Source organism: Paenibacillus sp. PSB04, assembly GCF_025809195.1.
GTDB lineage: Bacteria > Bacillota > Bacilli > Paenibacillales > Paenibacillaceae > Paenibacillus_AQ > Paenibacillus_AQ favisporus.
Window position 1 is genome coordinate 6,881,614 of record NZ_CP081301.1, and the last position, 11,631, is coordinate 6,893,244.

At 45.6% G+C, this 11,631-nt stretch carries 11 protein-coding genes and 1 pseudogene; 7 read left to right on the forward strand and 5 right to left on the reverse strand.

The window, feature by feature from the left end:
* Positions 1-18: 18 nt before the first annotated feature.
* Genes K2F33_RS31520 through K2F33_RS31535 form a run of 4 tightly spaced genes read left to right on the forward strand, consistent with a single transcriptional unit; the run spans position 19 to position 3,472 of the window.
* Entirely contained in the window at positions 19-933 is a 915-nt protein-coding gene (locus K2F33_RS31520; protein WP_212984610.1) for a carbohydrate ABC transporter permease, read from the forward strand.
* A gap of 15 nt (positions 934-948) precedes the next feature.
* The gene (locus K2F33_RS31525) at positions 949-1,794 is read left to right on the forward strand and encodes a carbohydrate ABC transporter permease (protein WP_263880522.1); all 846 of its coding nucleotides are present in this window, start codon (positions 949-951) and stop codon (positions 1,792-1,794) included.
* Positions 1,795-1,827: 33 nt separating this feature from the next.
* Complete coding sequence (locus K2F33_RS31530) at positions 1,828-2,517, forward strand: PIG-L deacetylase family protein (RefSeq protein ID WP_263880523.1); 690 nt, start codon at positions 1,828-1,830, stop codon at positions 2,515-2,517.
* A 28-nt stretch (positions 2,518-2,545) separates the two neighbouring features.
* Positions 2,546-3,472, forward strand: a complete 927-nt coding sequence (locus tag K2F33_RS31535; protein WP_263880524.1) for an AraC family transcriptional regulator — start codon at positions 2,546-2,548, stop codon at positions 3,470-3,472.
* A 179-nt stretch (positions 3,473-3,651) separates the two neighbouring features.
* On the opposite strand, the pseudogene K2F33_RS31540 reads toward K2F33_RS31535, so the two are convergent.
* From K2F33_RS31540 to K2F33_RS31550, 3 genes and pseudogenes are all read right to left on the reverse strand, one after another.
* Positions 3,652-4,115: pseudogene (locus K2F33_RS31540) on the reverse strand (50S ribosomal protein L4).
* Between the two features lie 377 nt (positions 4,116-4,492).
* Entirely contained in the window at positions 4,493-4,756 is a 264-nt protein-coding gene (locus K2F33_RS31545) for a CD3324 family protein (RefSeq protein WP_076169215.1), read from the reverse strand.
* Positions 4,757-4,805: 49 nt separating this feature from the next.
* On the reverse strand, positions 4,806-5,837 hold the full coding sequence (locus tag K2F33_RS31550; RefSeq protein WP_076169216.1) for a Cfr family 23S rRNA (adenine(2503)-C(8))-methyltransferase: 1,032 nt from the start codon (positions 5,835-5,837) through the stop codon (positions 4,806-4,808).
* A 480-nt stretch (positions 5,838-6,317) separates the two neighbouring features.
* On the opposite strand from K2F33_RS31550, the gene K2F33_RS31555 reads away from it, so the two are divergent.
* Both K2F33_RS31555 and K2F33_RS31560 read left to right on the forward strand, forming a co-directional pair.
* Positions 6,318-6,737: a DUF1259 domain-containing protein gene (locus tag K2F33_RS31555; RefSeq protein ID WP_076169217.1), complete on the forward strand. Its 420-nt coding sequence runs from the start codon at positions 6,318-6,320 to the stop codon at positions 6,735-6,737.
* A 53-nt stretch (positions 6,738-6,790) separates the two neighbouring features.
* A complete protein-coding gene (locus K2F33_RS31560) occupies positions 6,791-7,210 on the forward strand; it encodes a DUF1259 domain-containing protein (RefSeq protein WP_076169218.1) in 420 nt (139 codons plus the stop codon).
* A gap of 111 nt (positions 7,211-7,321) precedes the next feature.
* On the opposite strand, the gene K2F33_RS31565 is transcribed toward K2F33_RS31560, so the two are convergent.
* Together K2F33_RS31565 and K2F33_RS31570 are read right to left on the reverse strand one after the other, a co-directional pair.
* Entirely contained in the window at positions 7,322-8,935 is a 1,614-nt protein-coding gene (locus tag K2F33_RS31565; RefSeq protein WP_263880525.1) for a GMC family oxidoreductase, read from the reverse strand.
* An 873-nt stretch (positions 8,936-9,808) separates the two neighbouring features.
* Positions 9,809-10,150: a VOC family protein gene (locus K2F33_RS31570; RefSeq protein WP_263880526.1), complete on the reverse strand. Its 342-nt coding sequence runs from the start codon at positions 10,148-10,150 to the stop codon at positions 9,809-9,811.
* 803 nt (positions 10,151-10,953) lie between these two features.
* Here K2F33_RS31570 and K2F33_RS31575 point away from each other — a divergent pair.
* Positions 10,954-11,268: a hypothetical protein gene (locus K2F33_RS31575; protein WP_076170196.1), complete on the forward strand. Its 315-nt coding sequence runs from the start codon at positions 10,954-10,956 to the stop codon at positions 11,266-11,268.
* The last annotated feature ends 363 nt before the right edge of the window (positions 11,269-11,631 follow it).

Here is an 11,631-nt window from a genome sequence, read left to right on the forward strand (position 1 = left end):
CGGAGGGAAACTCATGTGATGAATGCAAAACAACTATCCACTATCAACGCCAAGCGTTCAAAGCTGAAGAGGAGGGAATATGGATGGGGATACGCCATGGTATTACCCCTTCTGTTCGGCATGAGCGCGTTGTTCATATGGCCGGTACTGAGGACCATTTATTTATCCTTCACGGAATGGAGCGATTTTGGCAATTATCATTGGACAGGTCTGAGCAATTACACCAGGCTGATCCGTGATACGGCCGTATACCATTCCCTTCTGCACACGCTTCAATACGTAATCATCTATGTGCCTGCGATTGTCATTCTGTCCACCTTGGCGGGTGTTCTGCTGAGCAGCAAAGTTCGCGGCATATCGGTGTATAGGACGATTTTTTTCCTGCCGTCCGTGTTGATGCCGGCTGCCATCGCCATGTCTTGGAAATGGATATTAAATGGCGATTACGGGCTGCTGAACGCCGGCCTGAAGCTGCTTTCGATTCACGGCGTTAGCTGGCTGACGGATTCCCGAACCGTTCTCATCTCCGTCGTAGGCGTAGCTGTATGGGGAGCGGTTGGTCTTCAAGCCGTTATTATCATATCGGGAATTAAGGGAATTTCCCCTATGCTTTATGAAGCGGCTTCCATCGAAGGCGCAGGCCGAGTGTCCCAATTTTTCCGGATCACGCTCCCTTTGATCACGCCGACCCTGTTTTTCGTATCGGTTACTTCGCTCATCGGAGCCATGCAGGTATTCGATCTCATTTATATGATGGTCGGCACAGTAGCCATCGATCATGTCAATACGGTTGTCTACTTGTTCTATCAACAAGCTTTTATTAAAAATGATAAGGGATATGCGTCTTCCATTGCCGTTCTATTATTTATCATGATCCTGATCGTGACGGCGCTCCAATTCAAACTGCAGAAAAAATGGGTGCATTATGATTAAGGAGGGGCCGCAAAGATGACCACAGTCACACATGCAAAACAGAAACGAAGATTCCAGCCTATGATCATCCATATCGTGCTCACGGTCGGGTCGTTCCTTATGGTTGTTCCTGTATTATGGTCACTTCTTACTTCCTTAAAAGCTCCTGATGAAGTGACCCGGATCCCGATCACGATTCTTCCGGGCGAGCTGCATTGGGACAATTTCCAAAAGGTAGCCGACTTGCTTCCTTTTATGACGTTTTATTGGAATACGGTTGTAACGACGCTCGTCAAGGTACTGTTCGGTTTATTAATCAGTTCCCTGGCCGCTTATGCCTTTGCTAGAATTCATTTTCCCGGCAGAACCCTGCTGTTTTTGCTGGTTTTATCGGTTATGATGGTGCCCGGCCAAGTCTTTCTGATTCCCCAATACCTATTAATGAAAGATTTGGGGTGGCTGAACTCCCTGAAAGCCATTACCGTAACCGGTATGTTCAGCGCGTACTCCACTTTTCTGCTTCGTCAGTTTTTTCTTGGGCTTCCTTCGGAACTCGAGGAATCTGCAAGGATCGACGGGTGCAATCCCTTCCGTATCTACTGGAATATCATGCTCCCGTTAGCAAAGCCAGGATTGATTTCCGTGGCGATCATCTCCACCCTATGGTCGTGGAACGACTTCCTCTGGCCGCTTGTGGTCAACGATTCGATGGACAAAATGACGCTGGCCGTCGGACTTGCCTCCCTTCAGGGGCAGTTCACGACAAATTATCCGGTATTGATGGCAGGCATGCTCTTGGCCGTATGGCCCATGATCCTTATTTTTTTTCTGCTGCAAAAGCAGTTTATCGAGGGAATTACCTTGGGCGGATTAAAGGGATAACAATTCAAAACCTAAATGACTGGAGGGTTTCATATGGAAAAGTGGAACGTACTTGTAATCACGGCACATCCCGATGACGAAGTATCCTGCGGCGGCACGCTGGCCAAACTGGCCAAACAAGGCCATTCGGTAACCATCGCCATCGCGACGAACGGGAATCGGGGAACGCAGGATACGTCAGTGAAGCCGGAACAATTAGCCCAGACCCGCGAAAGGGAAATGGCGGATGCCGCCCGCATTCTGGGTGTGAATCGAGTGATCCAGCTCGGATTCGATGACGGAACCTTAAGCGAACAGCCGGACTTGAAGGAACGCATCTTCCGCCTGATCCGGAACGAAAAACCCGATGTGGTGATCACTTTGGACGCCTGGAAAAAATGGGAATTCCATCCCGACCATCGCGCACTCGGCCTAGCCGCTGCCGAAGCCGCCTATTTGGCCGACAGCTACGGTTATTATCCGAAGCATCTGGAAGAAGGCATTCAGCCGTGGAAGCCGCGCGAGGTCTACCTCCTCTGGTCGGATGAACCTAATTATACGGTAGATGTCACTGGCACATGGGAGGCCAAGCTTCAAGCCGCTGATTCGCATGTCAGTCAAGGTTCCGGAGGCAAAACGTTCAAGGAGAACTATTTGAGACATGTCCAGTCCGCTTCGAAAGATGGCGAGCTTCGGAAAACCGAATCCTTTCGCAAAATCTATGGCAGCTCATATCTCATATAAACCAATATAACCGGGGGAGGATAAAGAAATGGATAAGCACAAGAACAATATCTCCCCAAAGGATGGTCTGCCCGATTCATTAAAAACGTTTCAGGGATTCGATGAATTTCAAATATTTACGAATCTAAACGAGGAAGAGTGGCGGATGCCCTTTGAATGGCATGAGCAGTTGGAGGTGTTCTATGTCTTATCGGGACGGGGGCAGTTTTATATCGATAACAAAACCTATGTGTTTGAACCAGGCGACCTGTTCGTCATCGGCAATCAGGAGCTCCATAAAAGCCAGCTGATCAACAACGAACCGTTTGAAGCCAAAGTACTGATGTTCAACCGGCAGCTTGCCGAAACCGATCCGCTGCTGGACGAGGTCAATCTGCTGTCATTGTTCGAAAAACGCGAGCCGGGGTTCTCCCATTGCCTTAGAGTCAATGAACCTTTAAAAAAGAAGCTCGAATTCGGCTTCAGTCAGCTGCAAGAGCATTACGACCATCAAAGCCGTTATTCAAGCCAAAAAATCAAGTCACTCCTGCAATGGATTTTACTGGAGATCAAAGAAGGTTATGAGGACAATTCCCCATATTCTAAGATGGAGAACGCGTCGCATGTGCATTTCAAACCCGTTGTATCCAAAGCCATGGAATACATCGCGCAGTACTATACGGAAGAAATCACTCTGGACCGTATCGCCGATTTTATCGGAGTGAATTCATCCTATCTGAGCCGCGTATTCAAGCAAAATTCAGGCTTTTCCGTCGTGGAGTTCATTACCTTCAAACGCATTTGGCGGGCCAAGGAAATGCTCCTGTATACGAACCAGCGGATTACGGATATCGCTCATTCGATCGGGTTCAACAACGTCACCCATTTTCAATGGACTTTTAAAAAAATGTTCGGCATGAGCCCAGGGCAATACCGCAAATCCCCGCGCAACTATTACCACTTGGAGAAATACTGAGCATCTTCTCTGATTCAAGACTTGTGGTTTGCATAAAAACTACCCGCCCTATAAAAGGGCGAGTAGTTTCTTTTCAAATCGACTACAGCTTTTTCCACAGTGTACGGTACCAATAAAAACAACCATTACACATTTTCGGCCTCAAAAAACAAGTTACGCGTATGAAATTAAATTCCTTCCTAAACATAGATCTCCGTAACCATTCTCACAGCATCTTTAGTGATTATGAACTTATCGCAATTCAGAATGTCATATACATTCAGCGAATCGGCTTCTGTGGTTTGCACACCCGGAATGTTATTTGCGCTTTTAAAGATCATATGATCTTTTTCAGGTAGGACAATGGACGCTTGACCTTTTTATTCAGGCGATAACCATAGTCGCGAGGTTTGGGGCCAAACGCAATCCCTCCATGACGCCAGTGCGGCATACGAATCGAACCCGCTCTGGATCGGTCGATTTTATTTTGTTTATAGGGCTTTCGGCCTCCGCCTCTAACTTCGCCGCGGGTTAAGGTGGAATGCGTCCCGCTGCGCTTATTCGCGAGAACATTGACCACCGCTTCATGTAAAACGGATTCGTTCGGGACAATGCCGAAGATGGATTGTTCGAGCTCCATTTCACCGGTCACTCTACCATCCATATCATATACTGAAATCTTTAACAACCTAACTACCTCCTGATGATCCTCTAGACGTATCGTGCATTATATGCGTAGGTACGATCAGCCTCAAGCAAGCATAAATAGCGATAATTAGTTGTTACCCGTATGATTTATCTTCTTACTTTTATGCTCACTTAAACTACAACCGAAATATTTACGATGGCATTCATGACTTTGACCCCCTCTTCCCTGCCTACATTTATACGTTAACAGATTGGATTTTCCTGATCTATATACCGAATGATGCTGTAGCATTTCGTAGCAACAACGTAAAAACCCCCCTGCAAGTCACACCATGCTTTCCTTTAGCACGATTTGCTTGAGGGGGGGATCCACTTCTACTTCTACTTCTACTTCTACTTCTGATAAATTATTTTTCTGATCGCATAGGTCGATAAATGGAACGATTCCGAAAGCTCCTCGACGGATGCTCCCAGTATATATGCTTTCAGTATTTCATGGTTTCTTTTATTAATCTCTTGTCGGGCGCCGGATAGCTCTCCCCAGCTTCGATGTTGATTTTTTATAGCCGGTATATAGAGGTATTCCCCTTGGACAAATTCCTGTAATTTTTCAACCAATTCCTCCGGCAGGACGGCAGAGGCGTTAATGTATCTCACTGAGACTCACTCCTTGAAAAAATGGTTCAGGCAGCAAAATTTCAAAATCTCACTGTGATCCGTACAGCTGACCGCATGCTGCGTTGATATCGGAACCGAACTGGGTTCTGACGGTAACATGGACTCCTTTGGTCTTTAAGATTTTAAGAAACATGCTGATTCCGCTGTGATCCGATTCTTTATAACTTTGCGGGGTGGCCGTGGTGGCATTGTAAGGGATGAGATTGACGTGATATAAATGTTCCCATGGTCCTCTTCCCCGCAGTAAATCAGCAACCGCTTCAGCGTGCTTGGCCGAGTCATTGATTCCCCTCAAAAGGATATAAGCAATGTATACCTTTCGTTTCGTCGTTTGAATATGCTCATCAAGCACTTTCATCACTTCTTCCAGCGGAAAATGATGATTGATGGGCATGAGCTCGCTTCTCTGATCCGGAAATGGGGAGTGGAGAGAAAACGTTAGATTCATCTGCGGAAAATCCTTCATTAATTTCTTTACTCCAGGCAGGATGCCTATGGTAGACACCGTAATTCTCCGATGCCCCAGGCCAAAAAGCTCAGGATCGGTCAGCACATGTAAGGCATCAAACACATACGGATTTGCAAGGGCTTCGCCCATCCCCATAAAGGACACGCTGTCCAATGGGTAGCCGTTCAAATGGAAATAAAGAAGCTGGTCCGTGATTTCATCCGCTGTGAGATTTCTCTTCAACCCCAACGTTCCCGTAGCGCAAAAGGTACAGCCAAACCCGCAGCCGCACTGGGATGAGATACAATAGGATTCCCACCCGTTTTTATAACTTAACTTTACGGACTCGATGTGCTCGTCGCCAGGGATGGCAAAAAGAATTTTGCTTACTTGCTTGGACTGCTGCACGATTTTGGGCGTAATGCTCAGCACAGGGTTGCCAATCTCCTTGATGAATTCGTTTCTTACGGCTTTAGGCAAGCTGCTCATTTCTTCAAAATGTCCGATTTTCTGCTTGAAAATAGCATCAGTTATTTGCTTGTATCTATAATCCGGTTGTTTCAGGATAGATAGGATCTGACGGATTTTTTCATACTTAGTGATGTGCTTCAACGTTAACGATCTCCTTTTACACGGAGACAACGCAAAGAAAGCACCAGCATACCGGTGCTTTCTTGCGATACATTAACCAAGCTATACACAAACAAGCGACTATTTTAAAAACAAGTCACCTGCGATATTTATGCATAGAAGGATAAAGCTCCGGTATCCGATTTGTGATTTGGTGAACCTTGCCCAGCATTGCTCCCGAAGACAGGTTCACCTGATCATCTACAATCTCAGAAATCGTCATCGCTTTATCCCTCCCTGTTCATTTGATATGGATGAAACTATCACAAAATGCCTCTCCCCGTCAAGCATTTGTCATGCTGCTCTGGAAGAAAAAGCGACGCGGGTTCAGATAACGGACCGGCCTGCTCATGATGCAGCATCGGTCGTTCGTTTTTTATGCGAGTACCCTACGCTATCAGTCCATACCTCTTCCTTCCTTGATCATAGAATACATAGAACTTGATTAAAGGAGGACTTATGATGGCGGAACAAGTAAAGGTTAGCCCGCAGTTCAAAAGACTTTGTACCCAATTCGGAAAAATATTGGGAGGCGAATCGGAAATTGAAGCAGGTCCGGTTTGCTTTGTTACGCGGATGACGAATTTAAGAGAAACCATTCTTGGCAAAAGAACACGTTCCCCTTTGGTTCAAATGCAAATGTTTTCCTTCGAATCTCTTGATAAGTCGGGCCGCGCGCTTTGTTTGGGTGAAACGGCCGTTCACCAAAATCAGGTGAATCGGTTGATGTCGAACCTCCGTAAACGCGGGATTAAAGTAACCGCAGTCCATAACCACTGGCTGAAAGAGCAGCCTCGCTTAATGTATATGCACTGGGAGTCTATTGACAATCCGGTTGCATTCGCCAGAAAAACAAAAGAATCCATTAAATTCCTGGGCTAACACGGTTAAACGGGCAGGCTGTATTATATCATTTCATGGGAGGATGATTTCGGATGGCGCAAGTTAAAGTAAGTCCTCGCTTTAAAAAACTTTGTAACGAATTCTCAGCTATTTTAGGTGGAACCGAGCACGAAATTACGAAAGGTCCGGTTTGTTTTGTCTCCAGAAATCGGGTCATTAGAGCCTCGATTTTAGGAAGACGTACCACTTCTCCTTTGGTCCGCTATCAACTTTTCTCCTTCGAATCCCTGAACAGTTCGGGCAAGGCGCTCTGTTTAGGCGAAACCGCTCTCTTCCAAAGTCAAGTCAACCGCTTGCTGAGCAATCTCCGCAAAAACGGGATTAAAGTAACGGCCGTCCACAATCACTGGTTATTCGAGAATCCGCGCTTGATGTACGTTCACTGGGAGTCAATCGATGATCCCATTGCATTTGCCAGAAAAACCAAAGAATCCATTAAGTTTTTGGGCTGAGGAACAACAAGGAGTAAAGCGCTTCACGCACCAGCTGCGCAGCATATAAAAAAAGTCCCCGGGTTTTCGAGCTCGGGGACTTAGGCGTTATTTATGAATAAGTTGAGTTCATTACTCTTCGTCGCCCTCGGATGGCTGTCTTCTGCCTTTTTTATCCGGTGAGACCAATTGCCTGGCAATCGTATAACCAATAAGGAAAGTAGCGGCGGATGTATTACCGTCCACCGTAAATGGAATGATGGAAGCGTCGGCAAAGATCAAATCCTCTACCCCATGCACGTGGCCCGTTCGATCCACTACCCCTCCCTTTTTTAACGGAGCCATACGAAGGGAGCTTTGCTGGTGATGATTATGGTCGAAATTCTGTTTAATATACTCCTCCAATTGGGCGTCGTCCTCAATCATATCCAGTGTCGGTGAAACAAGCTGGTACGACGGATCGATGGATGCGAGTTCTGCCGCTATATTTTTCACATAGGTTCTAAAAATATTTTTAACGGCTTCCATGTCATCCGGATTGGCGAGAAATCCTTCATCCGCAAGCACGATTTTAAGCGGATCCTTGTTCTGTATCTTAATCGTGCCGCGGCTCTTGGGGCGCAAGTAAAGAACCGCTAAAGTTAACGTACTGTCAGAACCAATGCCAATCAGTTGAACCGCCCGGCGATTGCTGTTTACACCCGTCGGATCGGGCAAAAAGGCTCCCCCTGTATAAAGTGCATCCGGGTCATTCGCAGGCAGGGCAGCATCGTTCGGATTCGTAGTGAACACCGCAGAGTTAAGCGTGTGATTTCTCAAGCTCTTCCCTACGTTCGGGTTATTGAAAACCACAGGGATCCCAGCTTCTTTAAGTAGAGCAGCCGGACCTATTCCGGACAGCATTAATAGCTGAGCGCTATTGATGCCTGCAGAGATGATGACCTTTTTTTGGGCGTAAGCACGAAGGCGTCTTCCTTCTTTCAGGAATTCGACCCCTGTGGCGCGTTTCTTGTCAAAAAGCACGCGCAGAGCCGTCGAATTAAAGAACACTTTAAGTCTCCTGCCGTCTACACCCCGGCCGGAAGGCGTCATGATATCCGAGGAGAGAAAGGCTCTAGAGGAACTTTCTCTTCGACCTTTGGGATTTTGATACAACTGCCAGCGGGTAAATGGGCCCAGGGGAGTTTTAGGATCGTTATAATCGAGGATCTCGGGATATCCTGTAGCCCTCTCAATAGCCGTCGTGAGCTTTTCCGCCATAGATGTGGGATTTACCGGAGCCTGTCTGATATCGATCCTTCCATTGAATCCACGGGCGTTCAGATCATCGGTTTCTCCGTTATACTTCTCCAATTTCTTGAATCGGCGAATGGCCCGTCTAGGTGACCACAGCGGACCTAAGAGCTTTTCCCATTCCCTGAAAACAGCTGATGTAGGACGTACATACTGCTCACCGTTAATCGATGACCCTCCGCCTAAAAGGCGTCCCGTTGTCCATTCAAATGCCCGCTCATCCAGCTCCTCTTGCGGAACCCCTTCCCCCTGCCAAAAATATTGGGGGAAGAACTGTTCTTCCAATTCCAGTGCGAATGTAGAGTCCTTAATGGGGGTGTCTTTATCGTTGTTCCCACCGGCCTCCAGGACAAGAACCGATACTTCTTTATTATCGCTTAATGTTTTGGCGATGACGGCACCAGCAGGACCAGTTCCTACGATAATATAATCAAAGGTTAATTTCCGGCTCATCTAAGCGCTCCTTGTTATATGGTCTAATGTAAGGATATTACATTGACCTGTACCATGTTCCTGAGCGGAGTTATAGGAAAGCTCGAACCTCTATTTACTAAAAAAGGCATCCGAACATATTGATGTAGCGAAACAAAAATAATGCTGCCGCGTCCATACTGCAAAAGGCTACCGCTTGGATATCTTAGCAGCCACCCGGAGTACTATGTCGATATCGAAAAGCTGCCTGCTAATTACGATTTAGCTCAGCTTGCAGCTGCAGGTAAAAGGGAGTTGATTTCGTTCAGTGAAGTATCCGAACATAGCGGAGAGCTTGTCGAGCACCCGCTGGGCTTTGCCGAGCTCTATCTTCAAATGCCTTCCTGTTTCGTCTTCGGAATCCCAAAGGCGAGGAGGCATCGGATTTTGCCGGTCCCGTCCTCGTTTCGTTATCTACGGTTCAGAGCGATTCAAAATGATTACCTGTTACCCGGTAACCTAAAATCAAAAAACCTGATCCATTAAGGATCAGGCAAAGGACATGCATGCTTAGCTACAAATCGTACACGAGCAACGAGAGGGAATCTATCTATCTCCCTATCCCTCTATTGCTATACCCACCTTACTAGCACTTGTTAGGTCGGGTAGTAATGTATACGTATATACGTTAAATCCTTGTTTTGACTGGTGTTATCCATAATATGATATTCGAGAAACGACTGAACCATCCTGCCCGTTAACGTAGATGAAGCTACCGAACTGCACCGGCAGCTTCTTTCAAGAGGTCGTTTATTCAACTATCGTTTCCCGTTAGTTTAACGAAGTCATTCACAGGAATGTCCATGATCATCTATTTTCGTCATCAAATGCTCCTTCTTGCCAAGGATTCGATTATTAGATGTTACCTACAATATTTACCGCATTTCCTTCAGTGTCCTCAAACGAAGCATACACCATACCGATCTCGGTAATTTCGGTTCGTTGCTGTATGATTTTACCGCCAAAATGAATGATTCTTTCAATCATTCCATCAACATCATCCACCCGAATTACAAGGCGCGGTTCCTTTAGTTCTCCGCTACGCCGTACGATTTCGCCATTTATGGCGCCAGTCGTAGTCTTATTTGCGTAGACTTCTTCCTGGCTCCAGCCAAAAATTTGCCCATAAAAATACCATGCTCGTTGCTCATCATCTGCGGGAAGTTGAAACCATGTAACTTTGTTCGAAGGGATCATCGTGGTACCTCCACTCGTTTAATTATTCTCAAACTAATTATAAGGTGGGAATGCTGACAACAATATGTCAGACATTATTGGTAGTTATATTTCGAGTGCCGTATCGTTCATTGAACAACCGATTGCACTATCCTGCCCGTTAGCTTAATGAAAAAAGCAGCCATCAAAAAACCTGCTCTGCCGGTTATACGGCAGTTTTTTTCTCACAGTTGAATGAATAGTTTAAATGAAGCAGACCCCAAATCAAATATTCGATGCCTGCTTGCGAAGAATCAATACGATTGTATAAATCTCTCCTTGATCAAGCAAATTAACCAAAATGGGTAAAGGGCCATAGACTTCAGGAGGTTAAATCTACAAGGATACATTTAATGATGCCGATGACCGGAAAGACTGGGTTAATAAGGATGTTTATGGGGTTCTAAGGAAGGAGATGGAAGTTGATTCTGACGTTAATGAGGACAGCAATCGGGAACAGCAATTGGACGACTCTTTTCAGGATTGGTACCGTAACGGGTATTGGGTTCAGCAAAAAGAAAATATGACCCAGGTGCCAAAGTCAAACGTCTTTGATGACATACCTGAGATGGAAACCGAATAAACGATGAATGTGAATAAGGATGATGATATTAGATGGGATGGCTGCGCTGAGATCCATGTATATTCAATCAAGGACGAAAATCGTGATATCAATAACACCTTCCATACATGTGATTTAAAAGGGATGATCGATGTGTTGCAGTCACTCAACAACGTATGTAAAGATTACTTTGGTAAAGGAAGCTATTGGGAGGATACTGACGATGTTAAATCTGTCTGAACTCGGAAATCTTCACGCCGATATCCAAGCCGTTCACGAGATTGTCCGAACACTAAAGGTTATAATCGATGGTAAAGAAATTGAAATTGATATCCTCAGAAATCAGAACGACCATTATTTTTATGAGCTAAGCCATTACTATAAAAACGCGGACAAAACCGATCCTCACGATCCATCGGAAAATAGATATTCATCTGTTGAAGAAGCGGCACGAGGAGCACTCCGCTACGCTACAATGTTTTACCGGAGTACGGATGAAGGTGGAGCTTGGGTAAGAAAGGAGTCTTTCACTCCGTAGAAAAATATGGCTGCCGAATATCACGAGACACCCTAATAGGTGTCTCATTTACTCATCAGGTACGCAACCAGGCAATGAATTAAGGTTATGCCAAGCTTAATTCATTTGATTCACAAAACAAAGCCGCAACCGGTTTTGAATTGATTCATTCTCCACCGCATGATTCGATTTTTTGCCTAGTTAAAGCCAGGAAAGTTCTGGGCGATTGCTTCCCGATGTTCCAGACTTAACGCTTTGTCATTAAAGGTCCTTGATAGAGTTGGTACAATCTACATAACTCTGCTTTACTTTTTCTCCAATTCGGCAATGAATTGTACTTATTCGACTAGTACCAATGTATTTTTTTCCTTCATCCAAATTGAA

Excerpts from the sequence above, each read along its gene's own strand:
- K2F33_RS31520 (WP_212984610.1), top strand. The coding sequence starts at position 19 with ATGAATGCAAAACAACTATCCACTATCAACGCCAAGCGTTCAAAGCTG.
- K2F33_RS31525 (WP_263880522.1), top strand. The coding sequence starts at position 949 with ATGACCACAGTCACACATGCAAAACAGAAACGAAGATTCCAGCCTATG.
- K2F33_RS31530 (WP_263880523.1), top strand. The coding sequence starts at position 1,828 with ATGGAAAAGTGGAACGTACTTGTAATCACGGCACATCCCGATGACGAA.
- K2F33_RS31535 (WP_263880524.1), top strand. The coding sequence starts at position 2,546 with ATGGATAAGCACAAGAACAATATCTCCCCAAAGGATGGTCTGCCCGAT.
- K2F33_RS31555 (WP_076169217.1), top strand. The coding sequence starts at position 6,318 with ATGGCGGAACAAGTAAAGGTTAGCCCGCAGTTCAAAAGACTTTGTACC.
- K2F33_RS31560 (WP_076169218.1), top strand. The coding sequence starts at position 6,791 with ATGGCGCAAGTTAAAGTAAGTCCTCGCTTTAAAAAACTTTGTAACGAA.
- K2F33_RS31565 (WP_263880525.1), bottom strand. The coding sequence starts at position 8,935 with ATGAGCCGGAAATTAACCTTTGATTATATTATCGTAGGAACTGGTCCT.
- K2F33_RS31570 (WP_263880526.1), bottom strand. The coding sequence starts at position 10,150 with ATGATCCCTTCGAACAAAGTTACATGGTTTCAACTTCCCGCAGATGAT.
- K2F33_RS31575 (WP_076170196.1), top strand. The coding sequence starts at position 10,954 with ATGTTAAATCTGTCTGAACTCGGAAATCTTCACGCCGATATCCAAGCC.